At 60.8% G+C, this 26,080-nt stretch carries 20 protein-coding genes and 6 pseudogenes; 12 read left to right on the top strand and 14 right to left on the bottom strand.

Translation table 11 applies throughout. The features are described from left to right. Positions 1 to 34 precede the first annotated feature (34 nt). From QFZ94_RS01540 to QFZ94_RS01555, 4 genes and pseudogenes are all read left to right on the top strand, one after another. Positions 35 to 139, top strand: a pseudogene (locus QFZ94_RS01540) (IS6 family transposase); the annotation flags it as partial. A 124-nt stretch (positions 140 to 263) separates the two neighbouring features. Next, positions 264 to 1,272: pseudogene (locus QFZ94_RS01545) on the top strand (IS110 family transposase). A 280-nt stretch (positions 1,273 to 1,552) separates the two neighbouring features. Continuing rightward, positions 1,553 to 2,050, top strand: coding sequence for a transposase (locus QFZ94_RS01550; protein ID WP_429455385.1), 498 nt, complete (start codon positions 1,553 to 1,555; stop codon positions 2,048 to 2,050). A 2-nt stretch (positions 2,051 to 2,052) separates the two neighbouring features. Beyond that, positions 2,053 to 2,568 (top strand): HrpB1 family type III secretion system apparatus protein, encoded by a 516-nt coding sequence (locus tag QFZ94_RS01555; RefSeq protein ID WP_429455386.1) that lies wholly within the window; start codon positions 2,053 to 2,055, stop codon positions 2,566 to 2,568. Positions 2,569 to 2,607: 39 nt separating this feature from the next. Here the strand turns inward: QFZ94_RS01555 and QFZ94_RS01560 are convergent. The 10 genes and pseudogenes from QFZ94_RS01560 to QFZ94_RS01605 form a co-directional block, all read right to left on the bottom strand. After that, positions 2,608 to 2,703 (bottom strand): annotated as a pseudogene (locus QFZ94_RS01560) (IS6 family transposase); the annotation flags it as partial. Positions 2,704 to 2,739: 36 nt separating this feature from the next. Continuing rightward, a pseudogene (locus tag QFZ94_RS01565) lies at positions 2,740 to 3,696 on the bottom strand (IS256 family transposase); the annotation flags it as partial. Between the two features lie 153 nt (positions 3,697 to 3,849). Continuing rightward, complete coding sequence (locus QFZ94_RS01570; RefSeq protein ID WP_429455097.1) at positions 3,850 to 5,115, bottom strand: IS256 family transposase; 1,266 nt, start codon at positions 5,113 to 5,115, stop codon at positions 3,850 to 3,852. Positions 5,116 to 5,194: 79 nt separating this feature from the next. Next, positions 5,195 to 5,944, bottom strand: a complete 750-nt coding sequence (istB, locus tag QFZ94_RS01575; protein WP_429455438.1) for an IS21-like element helper ATPase IstB — start codon at positions 5,942 to 5,944, stop codon at positions 5,195 to 5,197. A 2-nt stretch (positions 5,945 to 5,946) separates the two neighbouring features. Then, entirely contained in the window at positions 5,947 to 7,524 is a 1,578-nt protein-coding gene (gene istA, locus QFZ94_RS01580; protein WP_429455387.1) for an IS21 family transposase, read from the bottom strand. Between the two features lie 139 nt (positions 7,525 to 7,663). After that, positions 7,664 to 8,023 (bottom strand): annotated as a pseudogene (locus tag QFZ94_RS01585) (transposase); the annotation flags it as partial. Positions 8,024 to 8,153: 130 nt separating this feature from the next. Continuing rightward, positions 8,154 to 9,845 carry a site-specific integrase gene (locus QFZ94_RS01590; protein WP_028232000.1) on the bottom strand — a complete coding sequence of 564 codons (1,692 nt, stop codon included), beginning with the start codon at positions 9,843 to 9,845 and terminating at the stop codon, positions 8,154 to 8,156. A 105-nt stretch (positions 9,846 to 9,950) separates the two neighbouring features. Then, entirely contained in the window at positions 9,951 to 11,156 is a 1,206-nt protein-coding gene (locus QFZ94_RS01595) for a hypothetical protein (RefSeq protein WP_429455388.1), read from the bottom strand. After that, entirely contained in the window at positions 11,153 to 11,500 is a 348-nt protein-coding gene (tnpC, locus tag QFZ94_RS01600; RefSeq protein WP_028232002.1) for a Tn3 family transposase post-transcriptional regulator TnpC, read from the bottom strand. Before tnpC ends, QFZ94_RS01595 begins: the two co-directional genes overlap by 4 nt. Next, entirely contained in the window at positions 11,487 to 14,492 is a 3,006-nt protein-coding gene (locus QFZ94_RS01605) for a Tn3 family transposase (protein WP_429455439.1), read from the bottom strand. Before QFZ94_RS01605 ends, tnpC begins: the two co-directional genes overlap by 14 nt. A gap of 362 nt (positions 14,493 to 14,854) precedes the next feature. On the opposite strand from QFZ94_RS01605, the gene QFZ94_RS01610 reads away from it, so the two are divergent. Beyond that, positions 14,855 to 15,151 (top strand): hypothetical protein, encoded by a 297-nt coding sequence (locus QFZ94_RS01610; protein WP_429455389.1) that lies wholly within the window; start codon positions 14,855 to 14,857, stop codon positions 15,149 to 15,151. A 300-nt stretch (positions 15,152 to 15,451) separates the two neighbouring features. Here the strand turns inward: QFZ94_RS01610 and QFZ94_RS01615 are convergent, their stop codons facing one another. Then, the gene (locus QFZ94_RS01615; protein ID WP_429455390.1) at positions 15,452 to 15,631 is read right to left on the bottom strand and encodes a hypothetical protein; all 180 of its coding nucleotides are present in this window, start codon (positions 15,629 to 15,631) and stop codon (positions 15,452 to 15,454) included. Between the two features lie 265 nt (positions 15,632 to 15,896). Between QFZ94_RS01615 and QFZ94_RS01620 the strand changes: the two genes are divergently transcribed. Next, positions 15,897 to 16,355, top strand: a complete 459-nt coding sequence (locus QFZ94_RS01620) for a hypothetical protein (RefSeq protein ID WP_429455240.1) — start codon at positions 15,897 to 15,899, stop codon at positions 16,353 to 16,355. Positions 16,356 to 16,790: 435 nt separating this feature from the next. Further along, entirely contained in the window at positions 16,791 to 18,056 is a 1,266-nt protein-coding gene (locus QFZ94_RS01625) for an IS256 family transposase (protein ID WP_429455391.1), read from the top strand. A 259-nt stretch (positions 18,057 to 18,315) separates the two neighbouring features. Here the strand turns inward: QFZ94_RS01625 and QFZ94_RS01630 are convergent, their stop codons facing one another. From QFZ94_RS01630 to QFZ94_RS01640, 3 genes are read right to left on the bottom strand one after another with little or no spacing between them, the layout of a single operon-like run. After that, entirely contained in the window at positions 18,316 to 19,809 is a 1,494-nt protein-coding gene (locus QFZ94_RS01630; protein WP_429455356.1) for a hypothetical protein, read from the bottom strand. A gap of 44 nt (positions 19,810 to 19,853) precedes the next feature. Beyond that, on the bottom strand, positions 19,854 to 20,219 hold the full coding sequence (locus QFZ94_RS01635) for a recombinase family protein (protein WP_429455392.1): 366 nt from the start codon (positions 20,217 to 20,219) through the stop codon (positions 19,854 to 19,856). Between the two features lie 27 nt (positions 20,220 to 20,246). Then, a complete protein-coding gene (locus QFZ94_RS01640; protein ID WP_429455356.1) occupies positions 20,247 to 21,740 on the bottom strand; it encodes a hypothetical protein in 1,494 nt (497 codons plus the stop codon). 127 nt (positions 21,741 to 21,867) lie between these two features. On the opposite strand from QFZ94_RS01640, the gene QFZ94_RS01645 reads away from it, so the two are divergent. The 5 genes and pseudogenes from QFZ94_RS01645 to QFZ94_RS01665 all read left to right on the top strand — a co-directional run bounded on the left by QFZ94_RS01645 (position 21,868) and on the right by QFZ94_RS01665 (position 26,045). Then, positions 21,868 to 22,683 (top strand): IS5 family transposase, encoded by an 816-nt coding sequence (locus tag QFZ94_RS01645; protein ID WP_429455393.1) that lies wholly within the window; start codon positions 21,868 to 21,870, stop codon positions 22,681 to 22,683. Positions 22,684 to 22,718: 35 nt separating this feature from the next. Beyond that, positions 22,719 to 23,309: pseudogene (locus QFZ94_RS01650) on the top strand (IS6 family transposase); the annotation flags it as partial. A 225-nt stretch (positions 23,310 to 23,534) separates the two neighbouring features. Continuing rightward, positions 23,535 to 24,014: a lytic transglycosylase domain-containing protein gene (locus tag QFZ94_RS01655; protein WP_429455440.1), complete on the top strand. Its 480-nt coding sequence runs from the start codon at positions 23,535 to 23,537 to the stop codon at positions 24,012 to 24,014. Positions 24,015 to 24,074: 60 nt separating this feature from the next. Continuing rightward, entirely contained in the window at positions 24,075 to 24,521 is a 447-nt protein-coding gene (locus QFZ94_RS01660) for a hypothetical protein (RefSeq protein WP_429455394.1), read from the top strand. 30 nt (positions 24,522 to 24,551) lie between these two features. Further along, positions 24,552 to 26,045 (top strand): hypothetical protein, encoded by a 1,494-nt coding sequence (locus tag QFZ94_RS01665; protein WP_429455395.1) that lies wholly within the window; start codon positions 24,552 to 24,554, stop codon positions 26,043 to 26,045. Positions 26,046 to 26,080 lie beyond the last annotated feature (35 nt).

Here is a 26,080-nt window from a genome sequence, read left to right on the forward strand (position 1 = left end):
TTGACTTTAACTCGATAACGTGAAAGTTAAGTGCCAACAGGACCATCGCGCCATCAAGCGCATCATTCGGGCGATGATGCGCTTCGAGAATTTCCGCTGCGCGCGCATCATCCTCTCAGGCATCGAGGTCAATGGAATGAACGCCTCCCAACCGTGAACGGTGGAACTAAGGATGAGGATGGACCCTTCACGGGCCGACGGCATCACTGTGCCAATATGGAAGATCATGCAGGTCTTCACAGGCAAAACCGGAGGGATCCGAAATGAAGCTTACGCCAGTTGGGATCGACATTGCCAAGCGCGTGTTTCAGGTGCATTACGTGGACGCGGAAACTGGAGAGATTGTGAACCGGCAGATCAAGCGCGCCAAGTTTCTCGAGCACTTCGTGAACCGGGCGCCGTGCCTGATCGGGATGGAAGCTTGCGGTGGTTCACAGCATTGGGCACGACAACTCACGAAACTGGGGCACGAGGTGAAGCTCATGCCGGCCGGGTTCCAACATCCGCAACAAGAGCGATGCAGCAGACGCCCGGGCGATCTGGCTGGCCGTGCAGCAGCCAGGCAAGGCCGTGGCGGTAAAAAGCGAAGCCCAGCAAGCGGTGCTGGCGCTGCACAGGATGCGCCAGCAACTGGTCAAGTTTCGTACGATGCAGATCAACAGCTTGCGCGGACTGCTGGCCGAATACGGCGAGGTGATGGGTAAGGGCCGGGCTGCGCTCGATAAGGCGATACCGGCGGTGCTTGCCGGCATAACGGATCGACTGCCGATGGTGTTGATCGACACATTGCGCGAGCAGTGGAACGGGTTGACGAAGCTCGATGACCAGATCGCCGTGATCGAACGGCGGCTGCGTCAGTGGATGCTGGAGGACAAGGCGGTCAAAGCGATTACCGCGATCCCCGGCGTTGGTGTGCTGACGGCGACTGCCGCAGTGGCGACAACGGGCGACGCGAAGTCGTTCAGGTCGGGGCGCGAGTTCGCAGCCTGGATCGGTCTCGTACCAAAGCAGACTGGCTCGGGCGGAAAGGTGACGTTGCTGGGGATCAGCAGGCGCGGCGACACGTATCTGCGCACGCTGTTGATACACGGTGCCCGTAGCGTGTTGTATCACGCGAAGGAGCCCGGCTCGTGGGTCGAGCAGATCAGCAAGCGCAGGCCACCGAACGTGGTAATCGTCGCGCTGGCCAACAAGATGGCACGAACGATCTGGGCAATCCTCGCCCACGAGCGGTCGTATCAGATGGGGCACGTGAGCGCGAAGCCGGTCTGAATAGCCAGCGTTCACGCAGAAGACTAACTTCACACAGGATGACGCGTCGAAGGTTGCGCTGGCAATCGAATGTGATGACAGAACAGGTTGGACCGGAACTCGCTAAACCTGAATGTGCATAAGAGCCTTGAGCTCGTGAGGTCAATGAGGTGCGAGTCAGCGGATTTCATAGAGGCCCGCAGCGTATGTACCGGCTGCAGCAAGGCCGTATATACAGCGGCAACCCATCCTGCCCGTCACAACAAACGAAAGCCTTGGCAAACGGGAGGCGTTCATATAAATGCACATGATCACCAAATGGCAGATGAACGACGGCGACATCGGAATGACCGAAGTCGCGCAATGTTACTCAGCTGAAAGCATAGCTAGTCCTCATCTAATCATATGGCTAACTGGTCGTCTTCACCTTATCGCGGCAGAATCGCTCGTCGACTCGTATGAGGCCAACTATCCAAAAACGACTGGGAAAATCCCGAAAGATCGCGATGCGTTGCTCCAATTTTATGACTTTCCGGTCGTGCACTGGCAGCCTGTTCGGACCACAAATCCGATTGCATCGACGTTCGCGATGGCGTGTCATCGCACGCGCCGCACGAGCAACTGCCCGTCGCGCGCGACTTGCGTAGGCATGGTGGTCAAGCGGATCGAAACGGAAGAGGTCGCGCGGAGAAAGATCCGTAGCATAGACAAGATAGAGGCCCTTCTGAAGGGCATTTCCTTCGAACGCAGATCTCCGGTGATTGAAAGTACACCGCGCCCTCACGCACTGGTCGCCTGACTATGCCGAACGATCTGCATACGTCACTCTTGACGATTGCTCCTTTTCCTCACGGACGAGATAAGTCCCTCGTTGCGGCATCAGCAGTGACAAGAGGTCGACATAGCTGTGTAGTGCTCGACATGCTGCTGTGGATTTTTTCAGAGGGTCTGCATCTCGATGCGCGCACCGATCTGGAAGACCTACTATTATTGCTGCGTCAGATTCATCCACGTCGCATGATTGTCGATACTTGCGAGGTGCGGATGCTCATCAAATCGCAGCGCTGGCTCGACGCATTGCGCTTATTGCGGCAGATCGATGCGCAAGGTTACGGTTCGCCCGTAATTGCAGCGCTGCAGAGTTGGTGTCTCTACCGGTTAGCCGATCAAGATTGGAAACGTTGCGCGCTTGAGGTGCTGCACAGCAACGATACTGCGGCGCTCGCTGTTGTCGCAAAGTTCTTAGGTATCGAAGGCGCGGGCTCCGCGGGTGTTGCCGAAGCCCTGCGCGCAAAATTGTGGGTTCTGTCGCAGTAAGAGCGAGAGGTCGGCCAACTCGGATATGGTATGGATTCCTTATCCAGCCAGTGAATAGAACTGCTGCGCGGGAGTTTGACCAACGCCGCCGTCGTTCAATTGCCCCTTGACGATCATGATTTCGATGCCACGGAGTTAAAGTCAAATCTGGTGTATGCGGTCTCGGCGTAATCAGGCGGCTAGCGATTGCTGAGCCGGTGTGCTGTCGGTCACCGGTTCTCCATCCTTGAACGTCATCCCGTCAAGCATCGAAGTGAGCTTTTCCGGGGCGCGGATGCGCCGCCACGATTCTTCGGCCGACTCGATCAGCTTGAACGCCAGCCCGAGGAACGTCGCGCGCGATACACAGTTGCGCGTGCGTTTCGTGCGATGGCGCACCGTCGCAAAGGTCGATTCAATCGGGTTCGTGGTGCGCAGATGCTGCCAGTGTTCAGCCGGGAAATCGTAAAACGCGAGCAGCTCGTCACGATCTTCCGTCAGCTTTTCGGCGACCTTCGGGTACTTTGCCGAGTACGCGTCGACGAAGTGATTGAATGCGGCCAGTGCATCAGCGCGCGTGGCCGCCATCCAGATGTCCTGCATCGCCTTCTTGCCTCGAGCCTGCTGCGATTTCGGCAGCGCATTGAGCACGTTACCCATCTTGTGAAACCAGCAGCGCTGATGCTTCGTCTGCGGGAACACTTCCTCCATCGCGGCCCAGAATCCCATCGCGCCATCGCCGCAGGCCAGCAGTGGCCCCGACGGCAGGCCGCGCTTCTTCAGATCGAGCAGCAGTTCGCTCCACGATGCCTTCGATTCCCGGTAGCCGTCACCGATGGCCACACGTTCCTTCGTCCCGTCCGGTTTGACGCCAACGATCACCAGCAGGCACTGGCCGTCGGAATCGTCGCTGCGCACACCGGTGTGAATGCCGTCGGCCCACCAGTAGACCCAGCGCGCCGACGACAGCTCACGCCGATTCCACTGCTCATGCTCATCGGCCCATTGGGCCTTCAGCCGGCTCACGACGTTCGGCGACATGCCGCTGACCTGGCCGCCCAGCATGATGCCCATAGCTTCGCTCATGTCGCCCGTCGAGATGCCTCGCAGGTACAGCCACGGCAGCCCCGATGGGCAGTTCAAACTCCTCCACTTGTGGGCGGCTAAATTCCCCCAGGCAGGACGAGCGGATTATGCGTCGGATTCCTCAGTGACGGCAAGCCTGGCAGCAGCTTCCCGGAGTCGATAGCTCTTGCCTTCAAAGAGTTAAAGTCAAATCTGGTGTATGCGGTCTCGGCGTAATCAGGCGGCTAGCGATTGCTGAGCCGGTGTGCTGTCGGTCACCGGTTCTCCATCCTTGAACGTCATCCCGTCAAGCATCGAAGTGAGCTTTTCCGGGGCGCGGATGCGCCGCCACGATTCTTCGGCCGACTCGATCAGCTTGAACGCCAGCCCGAGGAACGTCGCGCGCGATACACAGTTGCGCGTGCGTTTCGTGCGATGGCGCACCGTCGCAAAGGTCGATTCAATCGGGTTCGTGGTGCGCAGATGCTGCCAGTGTTCAGCCGGGAAATCGTAAAACGCGAGCAGCTCGTCACGATCTTCCGTCAGCTTTTCGGCGACCTTCGGGTACTTTGCCGAGTACGCGTCGACGAAGTGATTGAATGCGGCCAGTGCATCAGCGCGCGTGGCCGCCATCCAGATGTCCTGCATCGCCTTCTTGCCTCGAGCCTGCTGCGATTTCGGCAGCGCATTGAGCACGTTACCCATCTTGTGAAACCAGCAGCGCTGATGCTTCGTCTGCGGGAACACTTCCTCCATCGCGGCCCAGAATCCCATCGCGCCATCGCCGCAGGCCAGCAGTGGCCCCGACGGCAGGCCGCGCTTCTTCAGATCGAGCAGCAGTTCGCTCCACGATGCCTTCGATTCCCGGTAGCCGTCACCGATGGCCACACGTTCCTTCGTCCCGTCCGGTTTGACGCCAACGATCACCAGCAGGCACTGGCCGTCGGAATCGTCGCTGCGCACACCGGTGTGAATGCCGTCGGCCCACCAGTAGACCCAGCGCGCCGACGACAGCTCACGCCGATTCCACTGCTCATGCTCATCGGCCCATTGGGCCTTCAGCCGGCTCACGACGTTCGGCGACATGCCGCTGACCTGGCCGCCCAGCATGATGCCCATGGCTTCGCTCATGTCGCCCGTCGAGATGCCTCGCAGGTACAGCCACGGCAGCGCTGCCGACACGCGCGCGGACTTGCGCACGTACGGCGGCACGATCGTCGAATTGAACCGGATGCCCGAGCCCGAACGATCCCGCACCTTCGGCACCTGAACCGTCACCGGACCGATCGCTGTGACGACCTCGCGCTCGGGCAGGTAGCCGTTGCGCACCACGGCACGCCGGCCGTCGATCGACTTCACGTTGCTGTACTGTTCGAGCATGGTCGCCAGTTCCACCTCGACTGCCTGCTGAATGATCTGCCGCGCGCCTTGCTGGATCAGCTCATCTAGCACGCTTTTCGTTTGCGCTTTACTGCTGTTCGCTTCTTGCGTAATCTTCTTCATGGTGGTCGGGTCCGGCCTTCTCGGGTTCGCTGGTTGTGCCTTTGACAAGCAACATTCTCGCTAGACCGCCACCGCCTTCTCAAATTCCCGCCGCTCCCGCTGTACACCAGATTCGACAATAGCTCCCTTCAAACTCGAGGAGTTTGGAGCGATGCAGCAGACGATCAAGGATCGTCGAGGCCATGGTGCTGTCGCGAAGGTAGCGCCCCCAGTCCTGGACGACACGGTTGGACGTGACGAGGATGCTGCGACGTTGCTTGTAGCGTTGATGGACCAGTGTCTGCAGCAATTCGGCCGCGGCATCGGGAATGCGTTTGGCGAGGAACAGATCGTCAAGCACGAGGAGTTCGGGCTCGACCAGGGCCTTGAGCAGCCGGTCCTGATCGGCACGTGTTTCCACGGCATAGCCGGCGAACACGGTGTCGGACTCGACGTATCGCACCTTCATCCCCTGCAGGGTGGCGTTGTAGGCGATAGCCTTGGCGATATGACTTTTGCCGGTGCCGGGTTTGCCGATCAGCAGCGCGTTGTCGCTGTCGGCGACGAACTTCAGCGTGTGTAGCTCGAAGCAGGCCTGCCGGGGGACTTTCGTGTTGAAGGACCAGTCGAAGTCGCTCAGGGTTTTGCGCTCGTCCAGGCCGGACTGCTGGAAGCGTCGTTCGAGAAGCCGGGACTGTCGTCGATCGAGCTCGTCCTGCAGAATCATGGAGAAGGTTTCAAGGAATGGCTGCTGGCTGGCCTGGGCTTGCAGCACCCGGGTTTCCAGTGTCGCGCTGATGCCGGACAGGCGCAGTTCGCGCAGGGCGCGGTCGATTTCGGCAAGGCTCATGCTCAAGAGAGATCTCCGTTGGGTGATGGCATGGCGGCGCTATGCTTGGCGCCGAGGGTGAACAGGTCGGCGTAGTCGTCGCCGTCCCGGATGAGGTGATGTTCCTGAGTCAAGGGCAGTTCGCCCTGGACGGGCGCGTCCAGTTCGGCCAGCGCCTGCTCCAGCAGACGCTCGGTCAGCGCCTTGACCTGTTTGTAGCTGGGCATGCCTTCTCTCATTGCGATCTCGCAGGCCGATTCGATCAGGCGGCGGGGATAGCGCCGGACCAGGCCGACGATGCCCCAGAGCTTGCGCTGACCGACTCGCCCTTCGGTGTCGAACAGATGCTGGCACAGGCGTTCGGCCGATGGCCCGATCGTCCTGGCCTGCGCGAGGATGCGGCGCGTTTCCCGGGAGGGATTGAACGGTCGCTCGTCGTGCGGCAGGATCACTGTTCCCGGCCTGTCGGCCAGAATGTGGGTGCGCAGCAATGTCTGTGTCTGGAGGTTGCGGATTTCCAGGTGACGGGCAAATTTACGCACCAGCACCTTGCTGCCAATGGGAGCCGGTTGGGCAGCGTAACTGCTGTGGTCGACCCGTACGCACGTGTCGTCGCAGACCGTGTAGACCTTGTCGGTGAAGTATTCGAAGTTGCGCGCCGGCAAGGCACGCAGATGGGGGCGCTCTTCCTCGAACATCGCCTGAACCTGGCGACGGGTACTGCCGTGGATCCTTCTGGCCGCCCAGTTCGATTCCCATTGATCAAGGAAGGCGTTTTGCTCCTCGATCGACTCGAACCGGCGCCCCTTCAGGGCCGTGCCTTGGGTATGCTGGATAGCGTTCTCGACGGTGCCCTTGCGATTCGGATCTCGTACGCGGGCTGGGTCCGCCACCACGCCGTAGTGAGCGAGCATGGCTGCATACACCGGATTGAGCTCCGGCTCGTACAGGTCCGGTTTGATCACGCCTTCCTTCAGATTGTCGAGGACGACGTATTGCGTTACACCACCCAGCTGGCGCCAGGCCTGCTCGTGCAACTCGGCCCAGACCTGTTTGCTGGACTTCCACACAACGCGGCGGAAGCTGCGTCGCGAGTACCGAAGCGTCATGACGAACAACCGCGGCTTGCGGTAACGGTTTGTGCCCGGCACCCTGGTCAGGGCCCCCTCGCCATAATCAACCTGGGCTTCTTCGCCAGGCTGGAAATCCAGCCGGTCAAACTGGGCCGGTTCATGCTGGCGCAATGTCCGCACCAACCGCTTGACGCTGTCGTATCCGGCAGCAAAGCCAAACCGGTCCACCAGATCCTGGTAGATGGCCATGGCGTTGCGCCGCAGCCGCAACTGGGCCTCTATGAACTCCCGGTGTGACTCGCAGGCCGATATCTGGTTGCTCTTTGCCGGTGGGCAGGGTGGAGGAATTTGCAGCCCGGAGCCGGTGGGCACCGTGGGGGAATTTGCCTGCGCCGCCGCGAATTGCTCCTGGTACTTGCGGATCGTCTTACGGTCGACTCCCGTAATCCGGGCAATCTCCCGCTGACGTTTGCCCGCGGCGATGAGCGTGGCGATGGTTGTTTGCAGATGCGGCTTCAAGACATTCACTCCAACAACCCCTCTTTTTCTTCATTCGAGGGGTGTAAGGTAACGTCCTGCCAGACCGCGCCAGCGTCATGCTCCGCGTGTCTCTAGGTGGGGGATTTTAGGTGCCCACAGGTGGGGGAATTTGCCCGCCCATCGGGGACGGCAGCGCTGCCGACACGCGCGCGGACTTGCGCACGTACGGCGGCACGATCGTCGAATTGAACCGGATGCCCGAGCCCGAACGATCCCGCACCTTCGGCACCTGAACCGTCACCGGACCGATCGCTGTGACGACCTCGCGCTCGGGCAGGTAGCCGTTGCGCACCACGGCACGCCGGCCGTCGATCGACTTCACGTTGCTGTACTGTTCGAGCATGGTCGCCAGTTCCACCTCGACTGCCTGCTGAATGATCTGCCGCGCGCCTTGCTGGATCAGCTCATCTAGCACGCTTTTCGTTTGCGCTTTACTGCTGTTCGCTTCGAGGTACGCATCGCTGTACGTCCGAGACTGACCCGACACGCCCTTCTGGTAGGGCGTGTCGTTGATGAACAGCGCCTTCAGGGGGTACGACCAAGATTCGGTCGAATTGCTATCATAAGCCCAGCGGTTATGAAGTCGCCTCTCCTTATTCAATAGCAGCATAAGCCAATCAAGCCGTGAACGCCTCACCGAACTGTCGTGCCCGCTTGACGTCGTCGGCGTGCAAGTAGATGGACGTGGTCGAAATCGAGGCGTGACGAAGGTTGTCCCGTACAGCGCTCAACTCCACACCCTTCGCAAGCGCGTGGGTCGCATGGGTATGCCGCATCCAGTGCGGCGTCGCCTGACGGAGTTTCTCAGCCAGTGCCGGGTGATCGCTTTCAATGATTCGCGCAGCGCTCCGGAAAAACCGTCGCATGACTTCCCATAGACGCAGGGGCTTGATGCCGTCCGCATCGACGTCCAGGCTGCCGATCACCGGTGTGGCGGGGTTCCAGTGCGCGCGGCTGACAGGTAGCCCCCGTTCCTGCAGATACCGGTCCAGCGCGCTGCGTGCCAGGGGCGTCAAGGTCACCCGTGCTGGCTTGCCACCTTTTCCGGTCACGTGCAGCCAGTGATCGCCGGCGGCGTCTGCCTCGACACTGCGCAAGGCGGCATCGGCCAGTTCGCTGATCCGCAGTCCCGTCGCGTAACCAAAATCCAGCATGAACCGAAGCCGGTGCGCGGCGGCGGCCTGCCAGCCGTACGACCACTCGAGCCCGTTTGCAATGGCGCGTACCAGCAGCCATTCGCCTTCGGTAAAGGCGTGCGTGGTCTCGAGCTCCATCGCACGTTTGCTGCCGCGCACCTTGATGCCGGCAAAGGGGTTGGCCACGACATAGCGCTGCTCGACCAGCCAGCGGAACATGGCGCTGAGCACCGCAAGCGCATGGGCGATCGAACGGGCCGAGAGGTTATCGACGAACGGGCGCCAGTCCGGCGAGGTGCGCGGTCGAGGTGGTCCGACCCAGCGTTCGCGCGGTGTCGGTCTGCGCAGAAACGCCCGGTAGTCAGTTGCATCGCGGGTGCTCAGGGAAGACAACGCCTTGTCGCGAGCGACGATGGCCCACAGGATCAGGCGTTCGGCTTCCTTGCGGTAGGCGCGCTGAGTGGCCGGGGATTCATGCAATGCAAGCCACGCCTGGACGGCGTCGTAATCGTTGTCCGCGCCGAGGATGCAACTCGACGCTGGCGCGCGGAAGGCACCAGCCGATCCGTCAACCTCGTGCGGTAGCCGTAGCTGTTCCCAAGGGGTGACGACGGACTGCCGGTCCGCGACGATCAGTGCGCGCGCCCGCTCGGTGAGCGCCGGGTGCGCGGCAAAGAAGGCCTCGATCCTTCTGGCGCTGGCCGGGCCGAGACCCGGAATGGCGGTCCACCACTGCCGGCGACGCGGAATCCGTACCGTGAGATCGGCCAAGGTCCGGATATCGGCCGCGTACAGGGCACGCACAGCACGATCCGGCAGCCAATGCGCAATGTCGTCGCCGATCTGCGGGGGCGGCAAAGGCAGCTTGCGCAGCGCTTCGACAGCCTGTGCGATGGCGCGGGCATGACGCCTGCGCTTATGGGCCGGGCATTCGAACAGCGTGGCCAGATCTGCCCGCTGCCGGCTGCGGGCGTGAAGTGCAAGTTGCCGGCGGATCTGGCCGATGACGCCGCGAGCAGACTGGCCGCGGCTGAGTTGATCGCGCAGGTACCGCTGCGCGGCCTCACGCGAGGATGCGCCCTCATACCAGACACGCAGTGCTGCCAGCGCGCCGGCGTCGGGAAAGTCAGTCGGGATGTCGGCAGTAGCCGGGATCGTGAGGCGCGTTTTCATGCAATTGAGTTTAGTACAAAGACAATGCCACAGAGATAATAAAGGTTATCTCTGTATCAATTGCAAAACACCGACTGTCTGGATTTTTCACGACAATTCTTTGGGCTAGATCGCCTGCAGGGCCCGACTCACGAAGTCGGCGTGCGGGGAGGTGCCGGAAATCGACAGGCGAATCTGCTCCCTGACAGATTCAGCATCGGCGCCAGCGTGCACCGCTGCCTGCAGCGTCGCGCGGCTTGCATCGAGCACATCGATCCCGGTGATCTCATAGCCGTAGCCTTGCGACATCCAGCGCAATGCCGCAAGACCCGCGGCCATGGCGAATGCTGGCTGCTTCTGAGCGAAATCTCTGGCGGCACGCGTCAGCGTCCGGGGATCAGTTGGGCTGGCATTGGCCAGTTCAATGGCCTGGTTGAACAGGCCCGCGTCCTTGGCCGCTGCGAACCACTTCCCCGGCTCACCCGGCGACGCAGCAACCAGATCTCGCAGAATGGTCTCCGGCGCGATGTGCGGGTACTTCTTCGCGATGGCACGGAACGTCGCCAGGTAGGTGGTGCCCTGGTTGGCTTCGCGCGCATAGCGCTGGTATGCCTCGTCGGCAAGACCCGATGACAGCAGGATCGCTTCGCACGCCTGCGCGATCTGACCATCCGGGCTGTTGAGACCGCGCGTGTCTTCCGCATAGGCCAGGGCTTCTGCCTTCCGGCCCATCGCAAGCAGCGCCTTGACGCCCCAGCACCGGTAGTGCCACTGCTTGAAAGGCGCGTGCTCCACCAGTGCGAGCAACTGCGCATGTCGTCCAGCCGCATATAGCGAGGCCAGACAGATCGTTGTTCCCGCAAAATATCCGCCGGGCCCCTCGGACCAGACGTGCTCGACCAGATCAACGAACCTGTCGGCCCACGTATTGGCGATCTCCGCTGTCACGCAGAGTTTGCCCCATTCGTCCGACAGGCCCTCGATATAGGGGCCGCCCTGATCCTGAATGGCCTCCCATAGCCGCTCGAGCCAGCGTTGGCGCGTGATGGTGTCGACCGATGCGCCAGCAATGACCGGAACCAGCGCTTCGATCGCCCGGTTCACGGCGGTGCCGATGGCGCCTGACGAACTGTCGACGTGTTCCAGCGCGGGCGAAACTTTCTCCAGGAATTTTACGGCGCCGTCGGCCGCGAGCACTGCATCGCTGCGCGCCATCTGCCGAATCTCCGTAAGCGCTTCCTTGATACGCTGGATCGGTATGTCCGAGCGCCATCCGAAAGCATTACGGCGAAAACGTTGGGTGAACTGCCACTTGTGCGAGGCTGCCTTCACAGTGATTCGTCCGTCTCGGATCGCAAATCCTGCAGGGGGCGCAGGGCGAGAATCATCCGGTCGAGCACAAGCTGCCAGTCTTCCAGCTCATCGAGGATGCAATCGGTTTGTTCCACCAGCGTGAGATCGTCCGCGGGGACCGACAGGCTCGCGCCGTTGATCACCGTATGTGCCATGCCGTGCAGGCGCAACAGATCGTCACGCAGCCCATCGGGCTCGCAGCGCGCACGGATCGTGTCGAAAAGGTCCACGGCCTGCTGGATGACAGTCGTATCGTATCGATGCTGCAATGACTGCAGCGCGTTGGCATCGACGATGCCATAGGGGGTCTCAATGTCGGGCATGGGATCGGTTTCTCCGCAGGGAGCGGACCGGGCCGGCGAACAGGTGATCGTGTATCCAGCCCTCGACGTGTCCAAAATCCAGTTCGTACCTGCCAAAACGTTTCAGGTTGCTGGTGAGGTAGGGACTCAGGAATGCAATGTCGTCGGGATTGACTTCAATGCCCTCATTCACCATCGAGCGCAACGCCTGCATCATGTCCACCGTGTTTTGCAGGATTGCGGCGGAAGCCATCAGGTCGTTGTAACGCAGACGTTTCTGCTGCTCGTCCGGGTCATTGACCGGCAACACATCTCCGCCGAACGAAAACCACTTGGCGAAGCCATTATAGGACTCGACCTTGTTGGTCGTGGCGGTGATCTCCTGCCGCAACTCGTTACTGCCGAGCCACTCAAGCAGGAATACCGTGCGAACCACCTTGCCAAGCTCCTCGGCCGCCAGGGACAGGCGATTCTTCGGACTGGCCGCGCCGAAACGGCGCAGCAACAGGGGCGATGATATTGCTCCGGACTGGATCGACAGCGCGAGCTGCATCAGGTCCTTCCAGTGACGCCCGATGAGTCCCCAGTCAACCGTTTCCGTAAACAGGCCATCGATATGTTTGTATTGTGTCGCTGCATCCACACGGTACAGCTTGAGGTCCTGCCAGTTGCGAATCCGCGGCATCAGCTTGATGCCCAGCAGGTAGGTGAAAGCAAACACCGCAGCCGATTGCCCCTGGGTATCGGCATGCACCGTATCGGCCTGGACGCTCAGGCCGGCCTTGAGCAGCCCTTCGATCACGTAGATGGCTTCCCATATGCCAGGCGGGATGAAATGCCGGAACACCGCGATATAGTTATCGGCGACGTGGCGGTATGCGACCGCGCCCATCTTGCGATAGCGGTGGTGATAGCCGGCCAGCAGGTTATTGTCGTAGAAGTCGTACTGTGTGCCGTCGGCTGCAACTGTTTTGCCGTCGCCCCAGTGTTTCGGCAAGTCAAGTCGAAGATAAAGTTCGATCAGCTCACGTTGGGCGGTCTCGAGTCGCTCCAGGCTCAGGTGCCGGCGGTTGACGAACGACATCATGTGCGGCGTGATCCTGTCACCCATGTGGCGTGCGGCCTGGGCGGGCCCCAGATTGCATCCCATTGCGAAGATGGTCAGCAGGTACCGCTGTTCGGCATCGCGGATTCTGGGATCGTTGCCGCTTAACGGACCAAAGTGTCGCGTGAAATGTGTCCAGTGCTCGATATTGGTGAGAACGTCCAGCAGATTGCGCACGGGCATGCGCTTGATGATGGCCTTCTGCAGGGCCACCGCGCTTTCCGGAATGACGGTCGCTGTGGTGCGACGGACAACAAACTCGCCCGCCTTGTTGATGGTTACATGTTCGGACTTCTCAGGAAATCGGTCATCCAGCTGACGCGCTGCATCCGAGAGCCATTCGCGCAGCTGGGCCACGAAGCCGGCTCCGCTGTCTGCGATGCCAAGCCTCTCGCTGTATCCTGGAAGACGTTTCTCACATTCATGCCAGGGCAACAGGTAATCGCGATAGTCAGCGAAGGCATCCGAGCCGTCTACGCACAGGTCTCCGCTACGTAGTTCCCTCGTCATGCTCGACAGTACGCACAGTTCCAGATAACGCCGGTTGGTCGGCGCGCCCTTCCCGGGCGGGCGGCAAACGAGCTTGCGCCAGCGCTCGGAAGCAAAGCTGAGGTCGACCTCGACGTTGATCCATTCCCGATGAAGCGATTCGTTCCTGAAAACGACCTCCATCGCCTGAAGCAAGGCCTCGGACTGGGTGGTCGAGCTCCATGCCAGTGCGTGCACCAGACGTAGCAGTACTGATCGATGTGCCTTGAAATGTCGCCACAGCAATGGCAGGTAGTTTCTGCCACTGTAGGCCCGGACCTCGGCACAGCTTTCGCGCAATGGTTCGAGGTCGCCAGACGGGGCCAGATACTGGCGAACGCGCGCACCAAGCTCGGTGTCGTCCGTGTGGTCATCGACAATATTGACGACCCCGTCAAGCGTATCAACCAGGCTTTCCATCTGCTCGCGCTGACGTGCCTGGATCTGGTCGAGTTCTTCCCTGGCCCGCTTGTGGATCGCGCCCATACGGCGGATGAACATCTCGGCGAGATCGTCGCGGGCGCGCACGCGCATCTGATGCAACAATGCGACGATGAGGGTATATCGCCGTTCTGGCAGGGTTTCCTTCAGATTCGCCGCATCCAGACTCATCGCCTGCGTCGACAGGGAACGCAGTTTTGTCGCGGGAACCCCTTCCAGTGCATGGGCGAAGTCGCCAAAACCATCGAGCCAGGTAAGATGGTCGACGAGCAGGGAGATATGCTTGCGCGATGGTCGCAGCGCGTATCGCTTCATGGTGTTGTACGCGCTCTGACGCTGGTTGAATTCGCGCTTGATCAGCCTGTCCAGCTGGGCTTTGTCCTCCTCGGAAAGGCGGCGCGAGACGCGTCGGAACAGCGTCGTTTGAGCTCGTGCGTGGACCTGTTCTACAATGGCATCGAGAGTCGAGAACGCTGGCAGTTCGACCTGCTGCTGGATCAGGCTGTCGATGGTTGCGTTGATGATGTCCACCGGCTGATCCATCGTCTCAGCGGCTTCGTGCGCGGCACGCACCGCAATTTCGTTGGCGTCGGTGCCGTAGTAGGACTGGACGCCGAGAAATTCCCGGATTGCCGCATAGTGCCGAAACAAGGCGGGCGATCTTGCCCTGTTGTAGTCGAATGCCGTCCCCGCAGCGATGTTCGCGCTTGTCCGGATGTGCTCGATGACAACGGCGGGAATGGCATCAACGAAGGGAAAGTAGTGCATCTGCTGAAAGACCTTCAGCAGAACGAGCATACCCAGTCTCGAAGACTGGCCACGCGCGCTGCGGCGTGCCCATTCCAGCTCTTCAACGTCCGGTGTATAGAACGCCTGCAGCTCCGCTGACGAAAAACCCTTGGGAAAGCGCGGATACGCGGTACGTTCGACGGTTGCCATGCCGGATTCCAGATCTCGAATGGGGCGGCCAGTGTAGCGCAAGAAGTCTGGCAAAACGGTTGCGCCTGCGCCAATCCGCGCAACCATCTGACCGCCATAATTTGCAAATGCAGAACGCAGCGAAGGGAGCAGAAAAATGGGCAAAACCAGCCAGCCCAAAAAATCCTCGCGTGCCCGCAAGCTGGGAGCGCGTGATCTGGAGATGATACGACAGGGAGCGGCTCAGTCGGGTATGCCTGACGCGATCGTTCTCGATCGTAACGATTTACCGCCGGAGCAGAAAATCTCATGGCCCCTGGCCCGGATGGGAGGTATCCGGCAACCCGACTCTTGAGGAATGTCAAAGCGCGCTGACGGGGATTGTGGCGGCATGGAACACCAGCCTCCTGCCCGAGGGCGAGCGCGGCCAGGCGCTGCGTGAACAGATCACCTTCCACAAAAGCGTGCCTCTTGCAAAACAACGTGAGGTTATGCAGGGCATCGAACGCCTGATTGGCGAAAAGCTGACCCGGTTTCCTCATGACCGCCGCCGCATCGTCTCGTGGGAGGTAAGGCTCGAGGGCGACATGCTCCGGGTCATCGCGGCGTCAGATGATGGTCCCCGGCATGACACATTGGACGATGTCATGCGGAGCTTGCTGCGAACGATGACCGGGTAAGCGTGCGCGCATTCAGACCAGTCGGTGACGGACGCGACCATCCCGCGCTAGCTGGGAAGCTCCGTTGGGTTACGGCGTGCCAGAAGCGGGCAGCCCAACAATCTGCGCGATTGCCGGGGACATCGAACTGAGGGCCGTGCGGAACTCAACCTGCCTCACGTATCAGCCTCGACCACGGTCCATTTACTTGCAATCGCCGGCACTGGACGTCAAGTGGACGCAGCGGTTTGGGCGTATTCGCGGCCCGAGTTCTTTATGTGCGAATTTGCATAAAGAATCGTTATTTCATAACCATGAGGCTTATGATAGCAATTCGGCCGAATCGTGGTCAGAGGCCTTCAGGTCTCCGTCGGGACAATACAGGCTGAGTTGCCCGCGCCGCTTCAGGCTTTCGTTGTACTCGTGCGCGTTTGTTACCGCATAGCCCGGCTTCGCTCGTTTGCGCGGTTCGCCCGTCTTCAGTCTTGCCTTGTAAGGCATGAAAGCTCGCTCGTCGGATAGATCACCGGACTCTTTCTACCCGACCCACGGCCGCCGCGCAAGCGGCCCTCTTGAACAAAGCCACGTCACCGGCGCATTGCGCCGCGGCCACGCGTGCCGACACCATCTCGAGCACTTCGCCCCTCGGACCATCACTTCGCCCTGCGCATCTTTCCATGCAGGGCCCTTCATGCATCATTGGTACCTTCAACGGATATCCGCTGAAATCTCCCGGAAACCACAACCAGTTGAGAGAGAAAAAACAATGGCGACTATCGAGACCAATCCCCGAGAAAACGCTCAGTTGACGTTTACTGATCCCTACACACAGTCGGACTCCGGGAGTGTCAATGCCAGTCAGGACCGGATTGCGGCAGACATACTGCGATTGTTGGATGACATAGGCGCAGCATCAGGAGAAGGCTCGGGCGGTGGTAAGGCTGCAGCATCAGGAGAAGAAAAGATGACCTCGGAGCACGCGGCAGGCACGCTCAGTTCTTATATGGGGAATAACGGCTGGGAGCGAATGGACGTTGGCGGTTTATATTGGCTCGCAGAAAACACCGACGGTAACGTGCCGCCAGATGTATCAAAGGCCGCGAAATTCATGATGCAAAACCCAGACGTCTTTCGACAGATCGAAACGCACGCACGAGGAACCATCGATGGCGTAGCTAGTGGTGGGGAGCTCAACTGGGCTGCAATGGGCGGACTGAGGAGTTAAGCAACCGACTGATTGAGGGTTTTGCGAGGTTCTGTCGCAGTAAGAGCGAGAGGTCGGCCAAGTCCGATATGGTATGGATTCCTTATCCAGTCAGTGAATAGAATTGCTGCGCGGGAGTTTGGCCTGTCGGCAATTTTACTCGCTCTTTGCATGAGAAGTCCTCTATATTTCGGCGCTCTCGCCGGTCAGCTTCCTTATTGCGACAGTACCCTTCTGAGCCCCTGTGCGTTATGAATTGTCATCGACGCAGTCTGCCAAATTGACAGACCCGAGAAAGCGCGGCATGATCAGCCTGTATGTGCCGGGCGGCGAGCTATTGTCGAATCTGGTGTACAGCGGGAGCGGCGGGAATTTGAGAAGGCGGTGGCGGTCTAGCGAGAATGTTGCTTGTCAAAGGCACAACCAGCGAACCCGAGAAGGCCGGACCCGACCACCATGAAGAAGATTACGCAAGAATCGAACAGCAGTAAAGCGCAAACGAAAAGCGTGCTAGATGAGCTGATCCAGCAAGGCGCGCGGCAGATCATTCAGCAGGCAGTCGAGGTGGAACTGGCGACCATGCTCGAACAGTACAGCAACGTGAAGTCGATCGACGGCCGGCGTGCCGTGGTGCGCAACGGCTACCTGCCCGAGCGCGAGGTCGTCACAGCGATCGGTCCGGTGACGGTTCAGGTGCCGAAGGTGCGGGATCGTTCGGGCTCGGGCATCCGGTTCAATTCGACGATCGTGCCGCCGTACGTGCGCAAGTCCGCGCGCGTGTCGGCAGCGCTGCCGTGGCTGTACCTGCGAGGCATCTCGACGGGCGACATGAGCGAAGCTATGGGCATCATGCTGGGCGGCCAGGTCAGCGGCATGTCGCCGAACGTCGTGAGCCGGCTGAAGGCCCAATGGGCCGATGAGCATGAGCAGTGGAATCGGCGTGAGCTGTCGTCGGCGCGCTGGGTCTACTGGTGGGCCGACGGCATTCACACCGGTGTGCGCAGCGACGATTCCGACGGCCAGTGCCTGCTGGTGATCATTGGCGTCAAACCGGACGGGACGAAGGAACGTGTGGCCATCGGTGACGGCTACCGGGAATCGAAGGCATCGTGGAGCGAACTGCTGCTCGATCTGAAGAAGCGCGGCCTGCCGTCGGGGCCACTGCTGGCCTGCGGCGATGGCGCGATGGGATTCTGGGCCGCGATGGAGGAAGTGTTCCCGCAGACGAAGCATCAGCGCTGCTGGTTTCACAAGATGGGTAACGTGCTCAATGCGCTGCCGAAATCGCAGCAGGCTCGAGGCAAGAAGGCGATGCAGGACATCTGGATGGCGGCCACGCGCGCTGATGCACTGGCCGCATTCAATCACTTCGTCGACGCGTACTCGGCAAAGTACCCGAAGGTCGCCGAAAAGCTGACGGAAGATCGTGACGAGCTGCTCGCGTTTTACGATTTCCCGGCTGAACACTGGCAGCATCTGCGCACCACGAACCCGATTGAATCGACCTTTGCGACGGTGCGCCATCGCACGAAACGCACGCGCAACTGTGTATCGCGCGCGACGTTCCTCGGGCTGGCGTTCAAGCTGATCGAGTCGGCCGAAGAATCGTGGCGGCGCATCCGCGCCCCGGAAAAGCTCACTTCGATGCTTGACGGGATGACGTTCAAGGATGGAGAACCGGTGACCGACAGCACACCGGCTCAGCAATCGCTAGCCGCCTGATTACGCCGAGACCGCATACACCAGATTTGACTTTAACTCCCGGGCGGCGATCTGAAGGCGCAGCTTATCAACGCAAAGATCCGTACGCCGGGCGTGTCGGGGCGTGAGCCGACCTACACCACGGCGTACATCGAGCCGATCGGCGTGGTTCAAAAAGCGCGATTTTTGCGTTACACAGACGAGCGGAATCAGCCTGCGTAAGAAAGCAGGAATAATAAGGAGTGCGGTTCAAATGGAGGCCGGCGACGACCTGCCGATATCAGGTTCGCTGGGGCTGGAGTGGGCCGAATCCGAGCAGCGTCAGCCAGTGATCGTGAGGCTTGCGGCTCATCAGTTCCCTCGGGCTCTTTCCAGTTCGCTCAGGGCATCGGCTGCGGGCAAAGCGGCGATGGTTGAAGACAAACTGCAGCAGACCAAGCCAGGCCCGCCCGCCCTTCAGATGACGCCGGTTGGTCAGGTAGACGCGCAGTCGCGAGTTGAGATTTTCGACCAGCGAGCTGCTGCGTGGTGTGCTATGCAGCGCCCCGGATACGGCGGCGTAGACGCCGTGAAACGGGCGGCCGATGCGGGCTAGCAGGCGATTCCACCCTTGCCAGAACGCACTCGACGTTTCGGACTTGCGATGCAGCATGCAGACCTCGCGCACGAGATGGCGCGCCACGTTGTGCGTTCGTGCAATGGCGTCGAGTTTTGTGTCGAGCAGGCCCGCGAAAGCGAGCAGGCCGTCGCGCTGGTTCTGAAGGGCACGCCGGTATGCCCCTGTACGTGACAGGTCCCGTGCTTCACGTTGCTGCAGTTCGGCAACCACGAAATCGAACAGCCGTTGACGCGTCGCGAGGTCCGGCCCAGCCAGTGACAGGATGTCACGTTCGAGCCACTGAACCAGGGTGCGCAGGTCGGCAGCCAGCTCGTGCGCATGGGCTTCATTGCGCCGAAGCGTTTCCAGCGCGGCTTCGAGGAGGCTATCCTCACCACGTCGACGGGGATTGGCCAGACGCGCTTCGAGCTGCTCGCGCCCGGTGCGAGCGCCACTGGCGACACGATGCCAGAGCGTCGCTAGTGATTTACCGTGCTGGATGATGTGGAATACGTCGCCGTGACACGGCGTATCGGGCCAGGCCATTTTTTGCCCGGCACGCAGACCGGTTCCCGCATCGGCGATCGTGTGCTCAGGATCGAGGCCCTGTGCCTGCAGGTCCAGCAGATGGATGGCCCAGGTGTCGCCGTCGCGATGGGCTTCGGGGGCGAGCAGATAGCAATAGGTCGAGGCGACATCGATACCGGCGAGCACGGGTTGGGAACCCTGAAAGAGTTCGTCGTGCAGACCGACCCGGATGGGTGAGAGATCGATACCGGCGTTGATGGCGATGGCCTGCTTTGCGGCCCGCTGAAGAACGGTGTGAATCGTGCCCAGGCTGGTCGAGACGCCGAGCAGGTCGTGCATGAGTTCAAGGGTACTGCGAAACGAAACGTGGCCCACCATCGTGAGCGCCACGATGACCTGATCGAGCCATTGGCGGGTGACCGGCAGCATGAAAAGCACCTGATCTGCGTCGGCTGCCCGCGTGGTATCAAAGGCTTCATCCAGCGCTACACTGGCCGTGCCGATCTGTCGGTAGACCGTCGGGCGGCTCACGCCGTTACGCTCAGCCAGCACACTGATGGGTTCGGTGCGCGTGAGGGCCTGAAGTGCAATCGCTTTGCGTTTGTCGTCGCTCAGTCTGCCGACGCCAGATCGGGTGTTTTGAGTCATGGATGCCGCAGAGGAAAAATGGGGGCACCATTATCGCCTGGCACTCAAGGTGCCTCCCAATGTGTAACGCAGCTTTGAACCTCGCCGATATAGCGGTAGCCGTAAGGCGCCCCTGATAGCACGTTGACGGTACCGCGTTTCGCGCCGTGAAGCTTGCCGCGGCGGTGACGCTCTGCGATTTTTGCCCGCTCGTACTCCGCTATCATGCCCTGCATCTGCAGCAGCAGTGATTCTTCCGGCGTCGTGCCAATTGCATGATTGAGAAACACGACCTGTACGCCGCACGAGGAGAATTCCTCCATCAACAGGGCCTGGTGCGGGCGTGGTTCAAAAAGCGCGATTTTTGCGTTACACAGACGAGCGGAATCAGCCTGCGTAAGAAAGCAGGAATAATAAGGAGTGCGGTTCAAATGGAGGCCGGCGACGACCTGCCGATATCAGGTTCGCTGGGGCTGGAGTGGGCCGAATCCGAGCAGCGTCAGCCAGTGATCGTGAGGCTTGCGGCTCATCAGTTCCCTCGGGCTCTTTCCAGTTCGCTCAGGGCATCGGCTGCGGGCAAAGCGGCGATGGTTGAAGACAAACTGCAGCAGACCAAGCCAGGCCCGCCCGCCCTTCAGATGACGCCGGTTGGTCAGGTAGACGCGCAGTCGCGAGTTGAGATTTTCGACCAGCGAGCTGCTGCGTGGTGTGCTATGCAGCGCCCCGGATACGGCGGCGTAGACGCCGTGAAACGGGCGGCCGATGCGGGCTAGCAGGCGATTCCACCCTTGCCAGAACGCACTCGACGTTTCGGACTTGCGATGCAGCATGCAGACCTCGCGCACGAGATGGCGCGCCACGTTGTGCGTTCGTGCAATGGCGTCGAGTTTTGTGTCGAGCAGGCCCGCGAAAGCGAGCAGGCCGTCGCGCTGGTTCTGAAGGGCACGCCGGTATGCCCCTGTACGTGACAGGTCCCGTGCTTCACGTTGCTGCAGTTCGGCAACCACGAAATCGAACAGCCGTTGACGCGTCGCGAGGTCCGGCCCAGCCAGTGACAGGATGTCACGTTCGAGCCACTGAACCAGGGTGCGCAGGTCGGCAGCCAGCTCGTGCGCATGGGCTTCATTGCGCCGAAGCGTTTCCAGCGCGGCTTCGAGGAGGCTATCCTCACCACGTCGACGGGGATTGGCCAGACGCGCTTCGAGCTGCTCGCGCCCGGTGCGAGCGCCACTGGCGACACGATGCCAGAGCGTCGCTAGTGATTTACCGTGCTGGATGATGTGGAATACGTCGCCGTGACACGGCGTATCGGGCCAGGCCATTTTTTGCCCGGCACGCAGACCGGTTCCCGCATCGGCGATCGTGTGCTCAGGATCGAGGCCCTGTGCCTGCAGGTCCAGCAGATGGATGGCCCAGGTGTCGCCGTCGCGATGGGCTTCGGGGGCGAGCAGATAGCAATAGGTCGAGGCGACATCGATACCGGCGAGCACGGGTTGGGAACCCTGAAAGAGTTCGTCGTGCAGACCGACCCGGATGGGTGAGAGATCGATACCGGCGTTGATGGCGATGGCCTGCTTTGCGGCCCGCTGAAGAACGGTGTGAATCGTGCCCAGGCTGGTCGAGACGCCGAGCAGGTCGTGCATGAGTTCAAGGGTACTGCGAAACGAAACGTGGCCCACCATCGTGAGCGCCACGATGACCTGATCGAGCCATTGGCGGGTGACCGGCAGCATGAAAAGCACCTGATCTGCGTCGGCTGCCCGCGTGGTATCAAAGGCTTCATCCAGCGCTACACTGGCCGTGCCGATCTGTCGGTAGACCGTCGGGCGGCTCACGCCGTTACGCTCAGCCAGCACACTGATGGGTTCGGTGCGCGTGAGGGCCTGAAGTGCAATCGCTTTGCGTTTGTCGTCGCTCAGTCTGCCGACGCCAGATCGGGTGTTTTGAGTCATGGATGCCGCAGAGGAAAAATGGGGGCACCATTATCGCCTGGCACTCAAGGTGCCTCCCAATGTGTAACGCAGCTTTGAACCTCGCCTGAAGGCGCAGCTTATCAACGCAAAGATCCGTACGCCGGGCGTGTCGGGGCGTGAGCCGACCTACACCACGGCGTACATCGAGCTGATCTTTACCTTCTACCGGCTGTTCGGTTGGGGGATGCGGCAGATCACCGGCTATATGGAGGACTACTGGGAGACTCGCGGGCTGGACATCCCGGTGCCCAGCGCCAGTCAGCTGGGCGAACGGTTCGCTTCACTGGAGGTGAGCGTCACGCAGCGTTGCGAACAGCTGGCCCGACGTCTCGCGCGCGGCGGGGCGATCAGTCTCATCGTCGACAGCACGGGATTGAGCTTTGGGCGGGCGAGCCAGTGGTACGAGGAAAAGTACGCCCAGAAGGCCGCGCGCACGCCGTGGCGCAAGATGCATCTGTCGATCGACGCAGACATGAACGTACACGCGATCCGCATCACCACTACAGCAGTATCGGACCGCGAAGGAATGGACGCCGTGCTGCCCGCTGATGTGCCGATGGACCGGGTGATTGCCGATGGCGCGTACTACAGCATCGAGCGTACCGAAGCGCTTTCAGGCGCGGGCGTGACGCCCGTCATCCCACCGCCAGCTCACGCTGTCGTACACGGCGAGCAGCGAACCCGCCGGCATGACCAGATCGTCGGATACATCGAGGACAAAGGCATCTATGCATTTCAGAAGAAATACGGCTACGGTGTGCGCTCGCTGGTCGAGGCACAGATCTCGCGCATCAAGCGCTGCATCGGCGAGCGCCTGCTGACGCAGGAGCTTGCGTCGCAGGAAGGCGAAGGCGTAATCATCGCCAACCTGCTGAACCGGTGGAACGCCTTCGGCAAACCGGTTTGCGTCAAAAATGCATAGTCGCGTCCATGGCACGGGAACTCGTACCCATCCGGACAAAGCCCCGCTGGTGCGACAAATTCGGCGCGGGCTTCGCCCATCGCGTCAAAGCTGCTCGCCGCAAGCCTGGGCGCACATGGCATCTGGACGAAGTCTTCGTTACGTTGCGCGGTGAGCCTTATCTGCTCTGGCGGGCAGTCGAGCAGCACGGCGCCGAACTCGACATCCTGCTGCAGAAACATCGCGACAAGGCCGCAGCAAAGCGCTTCTTCAACCGGGTGCTGGCCGCCTGTGCCGACGCGCCACGAAGGATTGTCACCGATCAGTTGCGCAGCTATCCGGCCGCGAAAGCGGAGATCCCCGAACTGGCGAACGTCAAGCATGTGTTCGTCAAAGCCAGCGCCCGCGTCAACAACCGCGCCGAGAATAGTTATCAGCCAACCCGGGAACGCGAACGGCGTATGCGGGGCTTCCGCCTGCCCGAGCGCACTCAAGCTTTCCTGTCGAACTTCGGCCCGATCCGACAGCACTTTGCCCTCAAGCGACATCGGCTACGGGCTTCACGCTATCGCCAACAACTCGCCTTGCGATTTGCTGCGTGGCATCGCTTCACCGAACTCACCCAAAATCCGTCTATCGCTTTTTGAGCAACTGATCGCCCCTGCCAGCATTGCCTTCTCTCCTCTCTAACGTGACAAAGCCATAACACGCATTCGCAAACACAGACAACGTTTCGCTAATTGACACGCTCTGCGCGAGCAAATTCCATATTGTGGATGGAGTGATTTCTAGGCCCCGTGAGACCGTATGACGCTCTTTTCTTTTCCCCTGATTCGCCGATGAAAGTCTCGCACATAGGCACGGGCTGCATCATGTTCGTTTGTGGTCTGGCTGCGGTGCCAGTGGCGCACGCCAACTGCTTCGATGACGCCGCCGCGTACCAGCATGTCAACCCGCTCATCCTGCGCGCCATTGCGTGGCAGGAGTCGCACAACCATCCCGATGCAGTGCACGTCAATGCAAATGGCTCGATCGACTATGGGCTGATGCAGATCAATACGATTCATCTTCCCGCACTCGCGCGCTATGGCATCGGCAAGGACGCGTTGATGTCGCCCTGCAAGAATGTGTACATCGCGGCATGGCAGTTGCGTCGCCAGGTGCTCAAATATGGCAATACATGGGCCGCAGTCGGCGCCTATCATTCGGCGACGCCCGCTCTGCGAGACGAATACGCTCGGCAGATCGCCGGCATCCTGCGCCGCTGGCAGGTGCTACCGGAAGACCGGTCGGGCGATCGAACTGAAAGACGGCTGTCGCCGCTTGCCGCCAACAGTTCACCGTCTGAATAACGCCACAGTGGGAAAAGATAGTTCCTGCTACTGATTGCAGGTTTTGACTCGATCGGCATGATGGAATTTTCGGCGTGGTTCAAAAAGCGCGATTTTTGCGTTACACAGACGAGCGGAAGCAGCCTGCGTAAGAAAGCAGGAATAGTAAGGAATGCGGTTCAAATGGAGGCCGGCGACGACCTGCCGATATCAGGTTCGCTGAGGCTGGAGTGGGCCGAATCCGAGCAGCGTCAGCCAGTGATCGTGAGGCTTGCGGCTCATCAGTTCCCTCGGGCTCTTTCCAGTTCGCTCAGGGCATCGGCTGCGGGCAAAGCGGCGATGGTTGAAGACAAACTGCAGCAGACCAAGCCAGGCCCGCCCGCCCTTCAGATGACGCCGGTTGGGGCGTGGTTCAAAAAGCGCGATTTTTGCGTTACACAGACGAGCGGAAGCAGCCTGCGTAAGAAAGCAGGGCGAGGTTCAAAGCTGCGTTACACATTGGGAGGCACCTTGAGTGCCAGGCGATAATGGTGCCCCCATTTTTCCTCTGCGGCATCCATGACTCAAAACACCCGATCTGGCGTCGGCAGACTGAGCGACGACAAACGCAAAGCGATTGCACTTCAGGCCCTCACGCGCACCGAACCCATCAGTGTGCTGGCTGAGCGTAACGGCGTGAGCCGCCCGACGGTCTACCGACAGATCGGCACGGCCAGTGTAGCGCTGGATGAAGCCTTTGATACCACGCGGGCAGCCGACGCAGATCAGGTGCTTTTCATGCTGCCGGTCACCCGCCAATGGCTCGATCAGGTCATCGTGGCGCTCACGATGGTGGGCCACGTTTCGTTTCGCAGTACCCTTGAACTCATGCACGACCTGCTCGGCGTCTCGACCAGCCTGGGCACGATTCACACCGTTCTTCAGCGGGCCGCAAAGCAGGCCATCGCCATCAACGCCGGTATCGATCTCTCACCCATCCGGGTCGGTCTGCACGACGAACTCTTTCAGGGTTCCCAACCCGTGCTCGCCGGTATCGATGTCGCCTCGACCTATTGCTATCTGCTCGCCCCCGAAGCCCATCGCGACGGCGACACCTGGGCCATCCATCTGCTGGATCTGCAGGCACAGGGCCTCGATCCTGAGCACACGATCGCCGATGCGGGAACCGGTCTGCGTGCCGGGCAAAAAATGGCCTGGCCCGATACGCCGTGTCACGGCGACGTATTCCACATCATCCAGCAGGGTAAATCACTAGCGACGCTCTGGCATCGTGTCGCCAGTGGCGCTCGCACCGGGCGCGAGCAGCTCGAAGCGCGTCTGGCCAATCCCCGTCGACGTGGTGAGGATAGCCTCCTCGAAGCCGCGCTGGAAACGCTTCGGCGCAATGAAGCCCATGCGCACGAGCTGGCTGCCGACCTGCGCACCCTGGTTCAGTGGCTCGAACGTGACATCCTGTCACTGGCTGGGCCGGACCTCGCGACGCGTCAACGGCTGTTCGATTTCGTGGTTGCCGAACTGCAGCAACGTGAAGCACGGGACCTGTCACGTACAGGGGCATACCGGCGTGCCCTTCAGAACCAGCGCGACGGCCTGCTCGCTTTCGCGGGCCTGCTCGACACAAAACTCGACGCCATTGCACGAACGCACAACGTGGCGCGCCATCTCGTGCGCGAGGTCTGCATGCTGCATCGCAAGTCCGAAACGTCGAGTGCGTTCTGGCAAGGGTGGAATCGCCTGCTAGCCCGCATCGGCCGCCCGTTTCACGGCGTCTACGCCGCCGTATCCGGGGCGCTGCATAGCACACCACGCAGCAGCTCGCTGGTCGAAAATCTCAACTCGCGACTGCGCGTCTACCTGACCAACCGGCGTCATCTGAAGGGCGGGCGGGCCTGGCTTGGTCTGCTGCACTTTGTCTTCAACCATCGCCGCTTTGCCCGCAGCCGATGCCCTGAGCGAACTGGAAAGAGCCCGAGGGAACTGATGAGCCGCAAGCCTCACGATCACTGGCTGACGCTGCTCGGATTCGGCCCACTCCAGCCTCAGCGAACCTGATATCGGCAGGTCGTCGCCGGCCTCCATTTGAACCG

The organism is Paraburkholderia sp. JPY465, assembly GCF_050436725.1.
GTDB lineage: Bacteria > Pseudomonadota > Gammaproteobacteria > Burkholderiales > Burkholderiaceae > Paraburkholderia > Paraburkholderia youngii.

What these genes read in the sequence shown, in the direction of transcription:
- QFZ94_RS01550 (WP_429455385.1), top strand. Translation starts at nt 1,553, where the DNA reads ATGCACATGATCACCAAATGGCAGATGAACGACGGCGACATCGGAATG.
- QFZ94_RS01555 (WP_429455386.1), top strand. Translation starts at nt 2,053, where the DNA reads ATGCCGAACGATCTGCATACGTCACTCTTGACGATTGCTCCTTTTCCT.
- QFZ94_RS01570 (WP_429455097.1), bottom strand. Translation starts at nt 5,115, where the DNA reads ATGAAGAAGATTACGCAAGAAGCGAACAGCAGTAAAGCGCAAACGAAA.
- istB (WP_429455438.1), bottom strand. Translation starts at nt 5,944, where the DNA reads ATGAGCCTTGCCGAAATCGACCGCGCCCTGCGCGAACTGCGCCTGTCC.
- QFZ94_RS01590 (WP_028232000.1), bottom strand. Translation starts at nt 9,845, where the DNA reads ATGAAAACGCGCCTCACGATCCCGGCTACTGCCGACATCCCGACTGAC.
- tnpC (WP_028232002.1), bottom strand. Translation starts at nt 11,500, where the DNA reads ATGCCCGACATTGAGACCCCCTATGGCATCGTCGATGCCAACGCGCTG.
- QFZ94_RS01605 (WP_429455439.1), bottom strand. Translation starts at nt 14,492, where the DNA reads ATGGCAACCGTCGAACGTACCGCGTATCCGCGCTTTCCCAAGGGTTTT.
- QFZ94_RS01615 (WP_429455390.1), bottom strand. Translation starts at nt 15,631, where the DNA reads ATGCCTTACAAGGCAAGACTGAAGACGGGCGAACCGCGCAAACGAGCG.
- QFZ94_RS01620 (WP_429455240.1), top strand. Translation starts at nt 15,897, where the DNA reads ATGGCGACTATCGAGACCAATCCCCGAGAAAACGCTCAGTTGACGTTT.
- QFZ94_RS01625 (WP_429455391.1), top strand. Translation starts at nt 16,791, where the DNA reads ATGAAGAAGATTACGCAAGAATCGAACAGCAGTAAAGCGCAAACGAAA.
- QFZ94_RS01630 (WP_429455356.1), bottom strand. Translation starts at nt 19,809, where the DNA reads ATGACTCAAAACACCCGATCTGGCGTCGGCAGACTGAGCGACGACAAA.
- QFZ94_RS01640 (WP_429455356.1), bottom strand. Translation starts at nt 21,740, where the DNA reads ATGACTCAAAACACCCGATCTGGCGTCGGCAGACTGAGCGACGACAAA.
- QFZ94_RS01655 (WP_429455440.1), top strand. Translation starts at nt 23,535, where the DNA reads ATGTTCGTTTGTGGTCTGGCTGCGGTGCCAGTGGCGCACGCCAACTGC.
- QFZ94_RS01660 (WP_429455394.1), top strand. Translation starts at nt 24,075, where the DNA reads ATGGAATTTTCGGCGTGGTTCAAAAAGCGCGATTTTTGCGTTACACAG.
- QFZ94_RS01665 (WP_429455395.1), top strand. Translation starts at nt 24,552, where the DNA reads ATGACTCAAAACACCCGATCTGGCGTCGGCAGACTGAGCGACGACAAA.